Consider the following 14,589-nt stretch of genomic DNA (forward strand, 5'->3'; position numbering starts at 1 on the left):
ACTGGCTGTTTCATCGGCGGGTCGGGGTTGCCTTATTCCTTTTCCGATTGGGGCAAAATGGGAGGTGGAGAGATTACCGCCCAAAGGATTCCCATCATCAACGCAAGCGCCCGCACTAGCGTCATCGGCAGAGCCAGCCAGAGCACGGGCCAATCATAACCGGCAATAAAGGCGAGAAATGGAAAATTGCTCATCAAAAATGCCGCCAGGCTGAAGATACTCACCCACACTGCAGGATGAAAAACCACCCCGACGACCGCCGCGGCGAGGGATAATCCCAGAAGGATGATCTGCCAGCGTTGTGAAGGTGGAGTGTGAGAGTCACCCAAGGCTTTTTCTGGCAGCCACTTAAGCATCACCGCTTTCCAGTAACCGATCCCAAACTTACGACGGGCATACTCACCCACGTGCCGGTCATGGCGGTGCAACACCACCGCCGCGGGGCAAAAGGCCAATCGATACCCCTGCCGCGCCAGACGGAAGGAAAATTCCTGATCTTCTACCGATGGGACGGGAAAAACCGGATTGAACCCCCCATGTTGCAGAAAAACCTCCCTTCGATACGCCGCTGAATACGTGTCAATAAAATCAATGGTTTCTTGCCTGGCAAGACGTTGATATTTATAGGCATACTCGCACTGCACAAACCGGGGTACCCACCCCTTCTCAACCGTTTGATAGATACCCTTGGCCCCCGCCACCCGTGCATCGGTGAAAGCTCCCATCAACGCCTTCAGCCATCCCGGCGTGGGAATACAATCGGCATCTGTGAAGACAAGCAGCTCACCTCTTGCCTCTCTTGCACCATGGTTTCGCGCTGAAGCCGGCCCCGCATTGGCCTGTCGGGCTACCCTGACCCCCATGTTGGCCGCAATTTCTGCGGTAGAGTCTGTGGAACCATCGTCCACAACGATCACCTCATAATCTACCCCAAAGCGCAACCCATCCTGGTGGAGAACCCCTTCCAGGCAGGCAGATAGAGTCTGTGCGGCATCTTTTGCCGGAATAATTACCGAAATCACTATCCTCCTCGTTTCAACCACCGGCTCACACCCACAAAAACCCATCCTAGCAAAAGCGGTGGGAGAACAACAATGGCGTGCAAAAGCACGGCAAATGCCGCCCGTTCTGAAGTGCCAATTCCGAACGGAGCCAGAGCAAGCATGGCCAAATAATAAAAAGGCCCCACATTCCCTGGCATGAGGGCAGGTGCCAGTCCAAGATAAACCAGAACCAGCACCAACCCCCCGGTTCGCAAATCCACCGGAAGGCTTAAAGCCTGCAGAACAAAGAGATTGGTAGAAAGCATGACTCCCCAGAGAATCACACTAAACACCATCAGAGTAAGCACCCTTCTGTCAGACCTCAGCAAACGAAGGCTGCGTACCCAGCTTTCAATTCGTTCCGCCAGACCAGCCCATCGCTTCGGCCATCTCTGGCTGATCTGTTCCCAGAGAAACGGTGCCGCCCACAGCCCGGCTGCCAGAGCTAAAGTTGCCCCCGCGCACAGCGGCACCAGCCAGCTTCGGCTGGTGATCAGGGCCTCCACGGGCAACACCGGCCCAAGCCAGGTGACCAACCCCAGAAGAATGACCAGATCAAAATATTTTTCGAGAAGCACTGAAAAGGCCGTTAAGAAAGCATCCTGTTGATCATTCACAGATAGCCACCCCACCCGGGCAAGTTCCCCGGCCCGCAGTGGGAATAAAATATTAACCGCCTGACCAATAAAAAAGGCCCCCCCGAGGTGTAAAAAACCCGGTTCGCGCTGGATTCCCAATCCGAGCAACAACCAGCGCCAGCGCAAGATTTTCATGAATGAGCTGACCAAAACACTTAACAAAGCAATCACCAGCCATCCACATTGAGCATGAACGAGGTGATATACCAGGCCTCCCCAGTCCACCTTCCAAAGCGAAAGTGCCAGCAAAGCCAAGCCAAGAAACAGCCTGAGAAACCTTTCCAGAACCAGCCAGAAGGTCTTTCTCTGGGAGGCATCAGCGACACTCATACCGCACCTGTATTTGATATTCTCTTTCCACATGAGTACGGCAAACCGGGCGCCCGGCATTCAGCCCTGGTAAGGCCTCTCCCCAGGCACTCCCAGCCAGATCATCCGTCGATGGCCAGTGCAGATCGGGGTAAATATGCCGGAGCGTTTCTCGATACCACAAAAACTGGGTCAAAGGAAGAACGATGATCTGCACATCCGGTCGCTCACCCAGCCCAAAGTGCGCATACCAGAGAGGGAAGGTATCTTCATCAGCCTCGGTGAGAATTAACGCTCCAGTCGGCGCTTTTTGAAGAACTTCTCTCGCAAACTGTTCCACTTCCGTTTCCATTCGCGGGTCAACCTGCCGGGCTGTCTCAGGAAGGCGCCCCAGCAGAAAGACCAGCATCCCGATGCTAACAAGCCAGCCCAGCCGCCAGCCACGCCAGTGCCATTGAAAAGTCAGCATAGCACCCTTCCCGACCCATACGGCCCCGGCCAGAAGAGCAGGGATCAGATACACCAGAGAGTCCGGCGTGTCATAACCTATGGCAAAGGCTGAAAACGAACCAAAAACCCATAAAAGCAATCCCTGGAAACGGTCAACCTTATCATGATCAGAAATGACAGCACCCAATACCCCCAGCACCAGGCCGGGTAATCCAAATTGCTCCAGCAAGATTCTCGCCCAGGCTGAGATTCTTTCCAGCATTCCTTCCACGGAAGTATGAAAAACCAGTCCCCGGTATGGCTGTCCACTGACGACCCACCAGAAACCCTCCCAACTTTGCGGGTTGCCCCAGTTTATCGGCGGGTACATCTGGGCTCTCAGGGGTAATAATAAGTACACCGAAGCCCCGAGGAGGAAAGTCAAACCCTGAACCAACCAGAACTTAAGCTTTTGCCGTCCTCTAAAGTCTTTTAAGATCAAAGGAAGAATGGTCGCTATCAGAGCAGGAATGAACAGGAAAATGGTGAGATGATTCCCCAGGCTCAAGCCGGCGATCCAGGAGAGGAACGACACCCCTCCCGTGTGACGAACTCCTTTGCGAAGAAGAGTCACCCACCACAACCAGATAACCGCCATCAGTGCCTGTAACCCATGCACCTCTACAATCACCGCCTGCGACCAGACCAGTGGTGCACTCCCCCATGCCAGCCCGGCAATCAGGCTGATCACCTGGCCGGACAGGCTATGCGGAGAAAGAAAATGCCAGACCCACAGGCTCACCAGCCCTCCGGCAAACGCTGTTGAGATGGCCGAAAGCAGAGCACCCCGCCATGGAATCGTCCCCAGCGGAATAAACTGAAACGCCTCCCCCAGCAGAAGATAGGTGGGGTAACCGCCGGGATGAGCAACTCCATGGGTAAGGATCGCCGCGAGAAAGTCTCCCCCATCGCCCCCAAAATTGGCCCGGGTAAGTTCCAGGGGTAAAAGCGGGATATAAAGGGTGGATAACACCAGAAAAACCACCACTGCGCTATAAGGAAACTCTAGCCCTGGCGAACCTCGCCCGTTGGAGTGAAATAAATGGCGGGGTGAAACCCGAGAATCACCCCGCAACTTCATCCAGCTCACAGAGAAACCTTACTTCTTGGCCTGCCAGCCAATGGCAAAGAAACCCCAGTTAATTGTCCGACAAGAAAGCCGCCCGTGGAGCCCGGCTTCTTTATCAAAAATAACCTCCGGGCAGGTCTCCCAGGTGCGCGTCTCCGGGTTGTAGTTAAAAAAGCCGAAGCGATCTTTAAAATGATCGTACATGAAACGTTCATAAGCTGAAAGGTCAAAGTAAACCATCTTTGGAGAGCACGAAGGGGTTGAGTCCACTTTGCCGTCAACCTTTTGATAAACCTGCACCCCCTGCCGGTAATAATGGAGCTGGGCCCGCTCAGGTAAATAACGCACCGGAACGATGCAATAGACTTCGTACGCCTCCTGACAGGCAGAACCTGAGGGATTGAGCACCCCTCCCCAGCGGGCTGTGCTGCGGGTATTAGGAAAGCGCAATTCGAACAGATCCATTTCTTTGGCAGGGTTAATGCTTGCCCCAATGCAGGTTATTTTTGGAAAAGGTTCGGGCAAATCGCCCGGGCTTTTCGTCGCCGTAGGTTGGGGAGCCGGAGGCACGGTAGGAGCCGTCGGGATGGTAGGCACCGTGCCCTGAGCATAAGTCTGACTCCAGACTCCTCCCAGGAAACCAAGTGCCAGGATAACGGTTAAAACAAATCCCGCCAGAAACGATCGTCGGATATTCATTGACCCCTCCAATTCATCCAAATCGTGCGCCACCTGCCCATTAACTTCCCCTGCGGGAAGGTCGGCAAGCCAGGCCGACCCAAGGTGGCAAAAGTATTATAGCATAGCAGGGAAAGGGTTCAGGTTGCAATTCCGATGAAAAATTCCAGGTTCGGCAGATCAATGGATCGTACTTCCACCAGGCATTCTTCCCCCACTTCCAGCCCTCCGCCCAGATGAGCCCTGGCCTCAAGGGCAAGGTCGGGAATCAACCAGATTTCAGTGGCTCCCCGCCGCTCCACCAGAACCGCCCTGCCTTTCCAGTCAGGGTGCTGGCACAGATACACCAGAGTCCAGTGCCTCTCAGAAAGCACCTCTGCCTGCCTTAACGCCGGAAGAACGGCTTCCAGCATTCCAATCCGTTCAAGGATTTCGCTTTCCCCCAGAAGGTGCTCCCCTTTCAGGTAAGCGCGAAGTTGCTGATGAGCCACCACATCCAGATAACGCCGCAATGGGCTGGTGGCCTGAATATAACCCGATAACCCCAGGCCACTGTGCCCTCCGGCCACAGCACGATATTGACTGCGCTTCAGGTATCGTCGCATGGCAAACATCCCCACCAGAGTGTCGTGGGGAACGCGGGCCTCCGGTTCCTCCTGCACACTGAATGGCATGGCAAGGCCATATTGAAGGGCAAACCTCGCAGTTGCTTCGCCCGTCAGGATCATCGCTTCTTCTACCATACGGCGGCTTCGCAACGACCGCACCGGATCAACGATTACCATTCCATCTGAATCCACGTGAATTTTCACCTCCGGTAGATCGATCTCCACTGCCCCGTTCATAAGCCGAAGCTCACGGTGTACATTCAAACGTTCTTCCAGTTCCCTGAAAGGTACCTCATCCATGCGCAGATTGGCTTCTTCATACGAGAGCCGCGTAACTTTGACCCACGATGGCAGGATTTCCACCCCGGAGATCCCTCCCTGAGCATCCAGCTCAATCCCGAAAGAAAGCGCTGGCGAAACCGGTTGGATTCCCAGGCCCAGCCGGATCGTCATTTCGGGTGGAAACAATGGAGTGATCCCCTCCGGTAGATGGAGCGTTTCTCCCCGGTTTTGCGCTTCAACATCGAGAGCGCTTCCTGGTGTGACGATGGCGGCCACATCAGCCACGTGCACCCAGAGCCGATTTCCATCCAGGCTGATGGCATCGTCGGGGGTATCACTCCCTTTATCATCAATCGCATACGCCGGAAGGTGCGTCAGATCCACCCGTGGTTCGTCGGGTAAATCGGGCAGGGGAAGATCAGGCGGAGAAAGCGGCAGGCGCAATCGCCGGGGGTGCGGGTTGACCGTTGCATTCCAGATACCCAATTCAAGCAACAAAGCATGGGCATTTTCAGGGGTCTCGGCACGCCCCAGCTCTCGCAGCACCCGACAACGGGAAATACTTCCCAGCGCCATCTGTTCCACTTCCTTATAAAAACGTTCATCACTGGAAGATCGCTCCCCCCGGCGGGCACGTTCCAGAAAGGCCCCCCACGCGCGTTCTTCTGCCTCGCGCGCCGCTCTCTCGGCTTCCTGCGCCTGAACTTCTTCAAATGTCAAAGCTCGCACGGATGCAGGCGTACCGGTGAAATAGAGACCCTCAGCCACAAACTGCCACGCCGCCCAGGCCGTAGCTGGAGTATATTCACCAAACGCCAGCTCAGCCAGCTCGGCCAGGGTGGTGGTTGTTCCAGCAAGAATTTCCCAGGCGGCCCGCATTTCACCGGGTAAAGGTCGAAGCTCGCTCAGGGTTTCGACTGGGCCGGGATGAAGTAATTCCACATCCTTGGCACGAACTCGCAGCCTCTCTCCATTCAGGTCGATCTCAAGCTTTTCACCAGCCTGAACGACCCGCGCTGCACGTTTTCGGTAGAGCACCAGGGCTCCGGGACGAATGCTTTTTTCCGACTCTGTCATCGTAGATTCTCTCTAATCCCTCTTTTATGCTACCTATCCATTGTACCCATGTCTTCCGATGGTTCGAGAAAACGATGTACAATAATCCCCAGACTCTGAGAGATCCTGCTGATGGTTAAACTGACCCCTGCTCAACATCACCTTTTGAACCAACCCTTCGAAAAGCGGATTTTCCTCGAAGGCCCCGCCGGCAGTGGAAAAACCACCGTCGGAGTCGTCCGAATGCTCCAGCTACTTCATGCAGGTGTACCCGGTGACCAGATGCTCGTGCTGGTTCCCCAGCGCGCGCTTGGCATCCCCTACCTCCGCGCGCTGGCCTCACCTGAGGCGCCCCCCGGGGGGCAGGTCTCTGTGCTCACTGCTGGCGGCCTTGCCCGCCGAATGGTCGATCTCTTCTGGCCGCTGATAGCTCGCCAGGCCGGCTTCGCCCACCCCGAACGTCCTCCCGTCTTCCTCACCCTGGAAACGGCTCAGTACTACATGGCTCACCTTGTCCGCCCGCTACTTGAGGAAGGTTTCTTCGAATCCATCAGCATCGACCGCAACCGCCTCTACAGCCAGATTCTGGATAACCTCAACAAGGCTGCCCTGACCGGCTTCCCCATTGAAGAGATCAGTGAACGCCTCTCAGCAGCCTGGAACGGTGAGTCCAGCCAGCGGCGTGTGTTTGCCGATGCCCAGCATTGCGCCATGCTTTTCCGCCGCTACTGCCTGGAGCATAACCTGCTCGATTTTTCTCTCCAGGTTGAGGTCTTTCGAAACTTCCTTCATCCCTCGTTCCTGTGCCGGGCCTACCTGCACGATTCAGTCCGCCACCTCATCGCCGATAATATTGAAGAAGACACCCCCTTTGCTCACGACATCCTCCGCGAGTGGCTCCCCGAGCTGGATTCTGCTCTGCTGATCTTTGATCAGGATGCCGGTTATCGCCGATTCCTGGGCGCCGACCCCGAATCGGCCATCCGCCTGGCCGCCGCCTGCCACGAAACACTTCTCTTCACAAATTCGCTGGTGACTCGACCCGGCATGGAAACCCTTGGCGAAGCGCTTGGCAACGTGCTTTTGATCTATTCTCCCCACCATTCTCAACCGACACCCCCCCAAAAAAACGACTGGAAAGAAATTCTGAACTTCCCCCCTCAAAGCCTGCGTTTCTATCCTCAAATGCTCGACTGGGTAGCCGACGAGGTCGCCCGTCTGGTCGAATCCGGAACCCGGCCGGGTGAAATAGCCATTCTTGCACCCATCCTCTCCGATGCGCTGCGCTTTTCGCTTGCCAACCGTCTCGATGTTCGGGGAATCCCTTATCGGTCGCACCGCCCATCACGTTCTCTTGCTGACGAACCCGCCGCACGCTGCCTGCTCACCCTGGCTCGATTGGCCCACCCCAAGTGGAATCAACCCATCGAACCAGAAGAGGTGATCCACGCTCTCTTCATTGCCATAGACGGTCTGGACCTGGTCCGGGCACGGCTCCTTGGGAGTATTGTCTTCCGTAAACACAGCCGGCAACTCTCCTCGTTCACCCAGATCAAACCTGAGATGCAGGAGCGCATTACCTACTCTGTGGGAAACCGCTACGAAACCCTGCGCACCTGGCTGAGTGATTACGCCGCTCAACCCGAAATGGAACTGGACCTTTTCTTTAGCCGCCTGTTCGGAGAAGTTCTATCTCAACCGGGCTTTGGCTTCCATACTGACCTGGATGCCGGACGGGTAACCGCCAACCTCATCGAATCGGCGCAGAAGTTTCGCCAGGCCGTAGAAAACGCCGGAGGCATGGAGGGCACCTCGCCGGGTTGCGAGTACCTGGCAATGGTACGGGATGGAGTTATCGCTTCAACCTATGTGAGCAGCTGGCAACCCCCCGTAGAAGATGCCGTATTCATCGCCCCGGCGTACACCTTTCTGCTTTACAACCGCCCGGTCGAGCACCAGTTCTGGCTGGATGCCGGCTCGAACGCCTGGTTCGAGCGCCTCTACCAGCCCCTCACCCATCCTTATGTGCTCAGCCGCGGCTGGGAACCAGGGCGGCTCTGGACAGCCGCCGAAGAATACCAGACCAACCGCGAAACCCTTTTCCGCCTTACGCTGGGGTTACTTCGCCGATGCCGCGAGAAGGTTCATCTGGCTTTCAGCGAGCTCAGTGAAGGCGGCTTCGAACAACGCGGAATGCTCCTGCGCAGTATTTACCAGATTCAAATCCAGGAAACACGGCATGGCTGAAAAACGGCAGCTGCGTTCCAGTCAATCCAAAATCCTCACCTACCGCAGCGGCTGGATGGGCATTTCAGCCGTCCCCGGTGCCGGGAAGACGTACACCCTCTCCCGCCTGGCTGCCGATATTCTGCTGCGCGGAGAGATCGCCCCCGATCAAGAAATCCTCATCGTCACCTTAGTCAACTCAGCTGTGGATAACTTTTCAGCGCGCATTGCCACTTTTCTTCAGGAAGCCAACGTCCTGCCGGGTATGGGGTACACCGTCCGCACCCTGCATGGGCTGGCGCATGATATTGTCCGCCAACGGCCCGAAGCAGTAGGACTGGCAGAAGATTTCTCCATCATCGACGAGTCTGAAGCCACACGCATCCTTGAAGAGATTGCTGCGGCCTGGATGCGTTCCAACTTCCATCTAATAACCGGTTATCTTTCTCCTGACCTTTCGGAGCAAAAGCTGGAGGATGTGCGCCGCAATAACCTTCCCCGGCTTGTGCAGAACATTGGCCTCCAGACGATTCGCTACGCCAAAGACCAGGAACTCTCGCCAGAGGCACTGCGACTGGAACTCGACAGACTTCCCATGCCTCTTCCACTGGCCGAAATGGGCTGGGCGATCTACGCCGATTATCAGCGGGCGCTGCGTTACCGCGGTGCCGTGGATTTTGACGACCTGATCCGCCTCGCTCTGCTTGCCCTCAAGCTGGATCCTGCCCTTGTGAAACGGTTACGCTATCAATGGCCTTATATCCTTGAGGATGAAGCCCAGGATTCCTCTCGCCTTCAGGAAGAAATCCTCCGCCATCTGGCCGGGGCGGAGGGAAATTGGGTGCGGGTGGGCGACCCCAACCAGGCCATTTACGAGACCTTCACCACCGCCAGCCCGGACTACCTGATCAACTTTCGGAGAACTCCCGGTGTGATCTCCCGCGAATTACACGAATCGGGCCGTTCTACCCTGAGCATCATCCGTCTCGCCAACCACCTCATTGAGTGGTCTAATCGCCTCCCCCCTGAAGATCTCCTGTCCAAAGGGCTGGCTTATCCTCTCATTCGGCCCACCTCCCCTGACGATCCCCGTCCCAATCCACCCGATCAGCCGGAAAAAATTACCCTCCACAGCCAGGCTTTCTCACCCGCGGAAGAACTCCAGAAGGTAGCAAAATCGATTGCCAGGTGGTTGCAAGAACCCGAAAACCAGGGGCGAACGGTGGCAGTACTGTCCTCCAACAATAAACGCGGGTTCGATATGGTCGATGAACTGCGCAGGCAGGGTGTCGATGTGGTGGATAGTCTGTTGAGAAGCACACAGGCCACCCGCGCAGCTGCATCCGCTTTGAGCGATCTGTTAAACTGGCTGGCCGAGCCCGATTCTCCCTCGTTGCTCAGCAAAGCCTACCAGGCCTGGCGCACGCGTGGAGACCTCTCGAAGGAAGAAAAAATGCAGATCCCCCGGGTGGCTCGCCAATTACAGGCCTTACGCAGGGTTGAGGATTTCCTGGCTCCTCAACCGGGCTCAGGCTGGCCTCAGGAATCGCTGGCGCGCGAAGATCCTGGCCTCTATGCCGAACTCATCCGTTTTCGAGACCTCCTCCAGCGCTGGCAGTCCGCCGCCACCTTACCCCCGGATCAGCTCACCCTCACCCTGGCGCAGGATCTTTTCACCGAACCCTCCGATCTGGCTGTGGCTCACAAGCTTTCCAGCCTCATCCGCCAGAGCGCCAGCATCCATCCTGACTGGCACATCAAACAGTTCAGCGCTGAGGTCGCGGTCATTGCGCGCAACCAGCGCCGGTTCATCGGCTTCAGCGACGAAGATACCCGGTTCGACCCTGACCGCTACCCCGGAAAGGTGGTCGTAGCGACCATCCATAAGGCAAAAGGGTTGGAATGGGATCGGGTTTACCTGCTGGCAGCAAACAATTATGATTTTCCTTCCAACGAGTACGATCCATACATTGCCGAGTGGTGGTATCTTCGCGACCAATTAAACCTCGAAGCCGAAGCTCTGGCCCAGCTTAAAGCCGCGCTTTCTAAAAATGAGTATGATTTCTACCAGGAAGGAGAAGCCAGTCGCCAGGATCGCCGCGAATATGTGCGTGAACGCCTGCGTTTGCTTTTTGTGGGCATCACGCGCGCCAGGCGCGAGCTGGTCATCACCTGGAACACCGGGCGCAATGGCAATCTTACCCCGGCGCGGGCCTTTCAAGAATTAATTGCCTTCTGGAATAAGTCCCATGGATAAATCAAGGTCTCACCCCGAAACTCTGAGAGAAGTGCAACCTTTTACCTTCAGCCAGTCCAGCCTGCAAGATTTCAGCGACTGCCCGCGACGATTTCAATTGCGCTATCTTTTTCAACTGTCCTGGCCAGCCCCCATAGCCGAACCTATTCAAGAAAACGAGCGCCTCACGCGCGCCGGAGAACGCTTTCATAACCTCGCCCGCCAGGCACTGCTGGGGGTATCTCTAGATGCCCTGCATGAAAGTGTCCTGGCCAGCGGAGAGAGCAACCTGCCTCTCTGGTGGCAACATTTTCTCCAGCTCATACCCCTGTTGCAGGTCGGCGAATGCCGCCCGGAATACAGCGTCAGTGTTCCCATGGGCGAGCACCGCCTGCTCGCAAAATTCGACCTGGTTCAATACTTCGCCACCGAGCAGCGAGCGGTAATCTGGGACTGGAAAACCTCTCTCCATCGCCCCCCAAGGGCCAGGCTTGAGAAACGCTGGCAAACACACCTGTACCCCTATTTGCTTGCTCGAACTGGCCTACCGCGCCTGGGGAACGCCTCACTCACGCCTTCGGGCATCGAAATGGTTTACTGGTTCCCCCATACCCCCGACCAGCCAGAACGCTTCCTTTACAGCGAAGAACAGTTCCAACGGGATGAAGAAAGCCTGCAGGCCATCCTGGCTGAAATCAACCGTAGGCAACCCTCGCAGTTCGAGCAGACTGCCAACGAACGGCACTGTCATTTCTGCGTCTACCGATCCCTTTGCGAGCGGGGCATTCAAGCTGGCTCGCTGGAAGAGATGGAAGGCGACATCGATGCTCCAGGTGAAAGCTCTCTTGATCTGAATTTTGATCAAATTGGCGAAATTGCCTTTTAATTCCTTACCTGCGAGTGGCCTGACGCGTGAGCAGATTCATGATTTCCATTAACCGAAAATTCACTGTATTCAACAACACACCGAGAGAAGCCAGGTTGATCCCCAGCATCATCAAGCCCACCGCCAGGATCGCCTTAGGCACACTGTATACATACTGAAACCTGAGATACTCCACCACAGGGAAAACCCCCACCAGTACAGAGGCCATCCCACAGAGCAGCCCAAGCCCTCCGAAAAAGGTCAGAGGCTTATAGGAACGGAGGATACCCAGGATTTTCAACAATACCAGGGCCCCATCACGATAGGTATTCAACTTTGACCGGCTTCCCTCCGGGCGCGCCCGGTACATAACAGGCACTTCATGGATCACAAAATTGAGGTGGAGGAGCTGCAGGGTCATTTCAGTTTCAATGTCGAATCCCCGGGCCGTAATTGGCAAGGAGCAAGCCACCTCCTGGGTGAAAGCACGGTACCCCGACATGGGATCCTGGAGTTGAGCGTTAAAGATCATATTCACCAGCCAGCAAACCAGATGATTACCAAACACGTGCAGTGGACGAAAAGCTTCTTTCTCATAAACAGCCAGACGTTGCCCCACCACCATATCCGCTTCATCCGCCAATAGAGGGGCCAGAAGTTCATGCACCTGTTCAGCCGGATAAGTATCATCCCCATCCACCATCACATAATAATCAGCCTCCACCCGCCGAAACATCGAGGCCACCACAAATCCTTTACCCTGGCGTTTCTCCCGAATCACCCGCGCCCCTGCCTGCCGGGCAAGCATACCGGAACCATCGGTGCTATTGTTATCAAATACATAAATCTCCGCCTCTGGTAACTCACGCTGAAAATCGGAGATAACCTTTTGAATGGTAGCGGCTTCGTTGTAGCATGGAATTAATACCGCGATCGTGGGCGCCTCAGAAGAACCCTTCATAAATTTTCCCTCTCCGAAGGATATTTAACAACTGGCATCCAAAGCAAAGCCAGGCTAAACAACCCCATCAAATACACCGGATACTGGTATCGGAAATCCGGCGCAATGGCCACCACCATCAACACCAGCGATTGGATCGTCGCCGGAACACCCGCCAGGAGCGCAGTGAATGTGCGCCTTCTCAACGCGAAGACGCACACCGCGAAAAGCGTTAAGTACAGGTAAAGTGCCGGCCCCCAGATCCACGACATACGCGGCCATCCATCGCTCCACCGCAGAAAACGAAAGAGCGGTTCGACCATTCCGGGCAACTTCGAAGCCTCATGAATACCAAATGGATTAGTCTCGACCCAGCGTACTTTCGCATCTTCATCCCGATAAATCATGAGATGCGTCGTTTTCAAGGGATCGAAAATCCGCCACACAAAGCCGCTCACACACTGCCAGTGTCTCAGCTCCACCCCGGGGTCTCGTACCAGCAAGTCCAGAAAAATTTTCAGGTTCTTACTGGAATTAGCTGCAAACAATTCTCCATTAAATTCAGGAATGAAAAACAGAGAGTTAACACTCCCGCAGTAATAAACCCAGTTCGAGAGCGGGTTAAGCGCATTGAGATAGCCCCGTTCCTCATCGGTTAAAGGTGTGCCGCTGGCCACGTGCGCGCCGATATGGTGTAAAAAGATCGTGTCCCTCAGCACGTTACTCACCCGCTTTACTCCTGCCCATTGGTAAACCGGGCCGCTCACCACTCCAAATACCAGAAGGAACAGCACCCCTGCCCCGGCGATCCTTTTCCAGGCACGCCGAAAGATCAGCAGTGTTATTATGAGGCAACCGACGGCCAGGGCAATCCCGTTGTGCCGGAAGAGCGCCGTGAGTGCACTCACCAGCCCAAACGCCACCCAGGCTCCCGGCCGTTCGATCCATTGTCCTCTGGAAAGTACCATCTTCAACATCAGGAGGAACAAGATCATCGCAAAAATGGCGTACCAGATATCTTTCCACAGGGTGATACTCATGATCCCGTTGACCGGAGAGAGAGCAAACAATCCGGCCACCAGCCAGGCCGCACGGAGCGGAAGCCCGTAAGCCACCAGTTCGCCCAACCCCCAGGCCACGACGAGGCTCAAAACACCCATTTGCACCAGCGCCACAATCGCCGGTGAATTCCAGAGCGCCAGCAACCCCTTCATCAGGAAAGTATGAATGGGAGGATGCCAGTCAATCACCGCTTCCAGCCCATAGAGCATGCGAAACTGATGAATCGTATCCGGGGAAAGTACGCCCGGAAAGAAAACCAGCAAATAACCCAGCCACACGGCGAACATCGGCAGGGCAAAACCGAGTGCTTTCCATCCCAGGTGTACCCTTGCTCCTTCACGGGGTGGATGGCTGGCAAACCATAACAAACTCACCAGCAACCAGAATCCAATCGCAGTGGCATATAAGCAGGCCGCCAGCCAGAAGTATCGCCCCGGTAGTCCCGGACCGGGTAGTTTAATCACCTTGAGTGTCCTCTCGGGGGTATAGAGGTCAACCTCCTGGGACTCGCCCTTCCAGGTGATGCGCACAATCCCTTCATCGGGACCGGTCAGCAGGCCCAGGTAACCCCGCCCGAGCAACCCTCCCCGCCAAACCAGGGGCTCTGCATCCTCTCCGCTGGAGTAGATCATTTCCGGAGCAAAAGTCCAGCCTCTCGCCTCATCGAAGGTACGCAAATCGATAGCTTCCCGTGCCCCGTCCCTCCAGGAACGCACCCTCACCACGTTGCCCGACGAGGCCGGGTTGCGTTTTCCTGTAACCTCGAGCTTCAATTCGTTGGAAGGAGGAAAATAACGCATCGGGGTCCGGGTAATCGGGAGAATCCACAGAGACGCAAACCCTGCCAGGAGGCACCCGATGATTAACCCCCACTGCGCCATCCGAGAAAAAGCATTTAACCACAGAGCAAGCCACCGCTGAATCAACCGGTGTACGAAACATGTGATCGCAAGCCAGACTGCGATCAGAAGGATGAAAACCCAGAAGCCCCTGATCACGACATTCTGGAACACCCCCAGTGCCGAAAAAACCGAAGCCCCTCCAACCCACATCGAGAGGAGAATAATGGGAAGATCTTTCCGTTGCAT

Annotated in this window: 10 protein-coding genes; 3 read left to right on the forward strand and 7 right to left on the reverse strand. The window is 55.7% G+C overall.

From position 1 onward, the window contains the following. Positions 1–32: 32 nt before the first annotated feature. The 5 genes from ATHL_RS12340 to ATHL_RS12360 all read right to left on the reverse strand — a co-directional run bounded on the left by ATHL_RS12340 (position 33) and on the right by ATHL_RS12360 (position 6,193). Positions 33–1,022 carry a glycosyltransferase family 2 protein gene (locus tag ATHL_RS12340; protein ID WP_062194194.1) on the reverse strand — a complete coding sequence of 330 codons (990 nt, stop codon included), beginning with the start codon at positions 1,020–1,022 and terminating at the stop codon, positions 33–35. After that, positions 1,022–2,011, reverse strand: a complete 990-nt coding sequence (locus ATHL_RS12345) for a lysylphosphatidylglycerol synthase transmembrane domain-containing protein (RefSeq protein ID WP_062194197.1) — start codon at positions 2,009–2,011, stop codon at positions 1,022–1,024. The genes ATHL_RS12340 and ATHL_RS12345 overlap by 1 nt, the downstream gene beginning before the upstream one ends. Beyond that, positions 1,998–3,464 (reverse strand): protein O-mannosyl-transferase family, encoded by a 1,467-nt coding sequence (locus tag ATHL_RS12350; RefSeq protein ID WP_162787699.1) that lies wholly within the window; start codon positions 3,462–3,464, stop codon positions 1,998–2,000. The genes ATHL_RS12345 and ATHL_RS12350 overlap by 14 nt, the downstream gene beginning before the upstream one ends. Before the next feature lie 114 nt (positions 3,465–3,578). Continuing rightward, positions 3,579–4,247 (reverse strand): hypothetical protein, encoded by a 669-nt coding sequence (locus tag ATHL_RS12355; RefSeq protein ID WP_062194202.1) that lies wholly within the window; start codon positions 4,245–4,247, stop codon positions 3,579–3,581. 119 nt (positions 4,248–4,366) lie between these two features. Next, positions 4,367–6,193: a ribonuclease catalytic domain-containing protein gene (locus tag ATHL_RS12360; RefSeq protein ID WP_062194205.1), complete on the reverse strand. Its 1,827-nt coding sequence runs from the start codon at positions 6,191–6,193 to the stop codon at positions 4,367–4,369. A 111-nt stretch (positions 6,194–6,304) separates the two neighbouring features. On the opposite strand from ATHL_RS12360, the gene ATHL_RS18935 reads away from it, so the two are divergent. Genes ATHL_RS18935 through ATHL_RS12380 form a run of 3 tightly spaced genes read left to right on the forward strand, consistent with a single transcriptional unit; the run spans position 6,305 to position 11,520 of the window. Continuing rightward, the gene (locus ATHL_RS18935) at positions 6,305–8,419 is read left to right on the forward strand and encodes a hypothetical protein (protein ID WP_062194207.1); all 2,115 of its coding nucleotides are present in this window, start codon (positions 6,305–6,307) and stop codon (positions 8,417–8,419) included. Continuing rightward, positions 8,412–10,655 (forward strand): ATP-dependent helicase, encoded by a 2,244-nt coding sequence (locus ATHL_RS12375; RefSeq protein ID WP_062194210.1) that lies wholly within the window; start codon positions 8,412–8,414, stop codon positions 10,653–10,655. The genes ATHL_RS18935 and ATHL_RS12375 overlap by 8 nt, the downstream gene beginning before the upstream one ends. Beyond that, a complete protein-coding gene (locus ATHL_RS12380; RefSeq protein ID WP_062194213.1) occupies positions 10,648–11,520 on the forward strand; it encodes a PD-(D/E)XK nuclease family protein in 873 nt (290 codons plus the stop codon). The genes ATHL_RS12375 and ATHL_RS12380 overlap by 8 nt, the downstream gene beginning before the upstream one ends. A 4-nt stretch (positions 11,521–11,524) precedes the next feature. Here the strand turns inward: ATHL_RS12380 and ATHL_RS12385 are convergent, their stop codons facing one another. Then, entirely contained in the window at positions 11,525–12,460 is a 936-nt protein-coding gene (locus ATHL_RS12385; protein WP_062194215.1) for a glycosyltransferase, read from the reverse strand. Continuing rightward, complete coding sequence (locus ATHL_RS12390) at positions 12,457–14,589, reverse strand: ArnT family glycosyltransferase (RefSeq protein ID WP_062194218.1); 2,133 nt, start codon at positions 14,587–14,589, stop codon at positions 12,457–12,459. Before ATHL_RS12390 ends, ATHL_RS12385 begins: the two co-directional genes overlap by 4 nt.

The organism is Anaerolinea thermolimosa (genome assembly GCF_001050195.2).
In the GTDB taxonomy this organism is placed as follows: Bacteria; Chloroflexota; Anaerolineae; order Anaerolineales; family Anaerolineaceae; genus Anaerolinea; species Anaerolinea thermolimosa.

Coding starts and splice junctions, on each gene's coding strand:
- ATHL_RS12355 (WP_062194202.1), bottom strand. CDS start 4,247: ATGAATATCCGACGATCGTTTCTGGCGGGATTTGTTTTAACCGTTATC.
- ATHL_RS12380 (WP_062194213.1), top strand. CDS start 10,648: ATGGATAAATCAAGGTCTCACCCCGAAACTCTGAGAGAAGTGCAACCT.
- ATHL_RS18935 (WP_062194207.1), top strand. CDS start 6,305: ATGGTTAAACTGACCCCTGCTCAACATCACCTTTTGAACCAACCCTTC.
- ATHL_RS12375 (WP_062194210.1), top strand. CDS start 8,412: ATGGCTGAAAAACGGCAGCTGCGTTCCAGTCAATCCAAAATCCTCACC.
- ATHL_RS12345 (WP_062194197.1), bottom strand. CDS start 2,011: ATGAGTGTCGCTGATGCCTCCCAGAGAAAGACCTTCTGGCTGGTTCTG.
- ATHL_RS12385 (WP_062194215.1), bottom strand. CDS start 12,460: ATGAAGGGTTCTTCTGAGGCGCCCACGATCGCGGTATTAATTCCATGC.
- ATHL_RS12390 (WP_062194218.1), bottom strand. CDS start 14,589: ATGCAACGGAAAGATCTTCCCATTATTCTCCTCTCGATGTGGGTTGGA.
- ATHL_RS12360 (WP_062194205.1), bottom strand. CDS start 6,193: ATGACAGAGTCGGAAAAAAGCATTCGTCCCGGAGCCCTGGTGCTCTAC.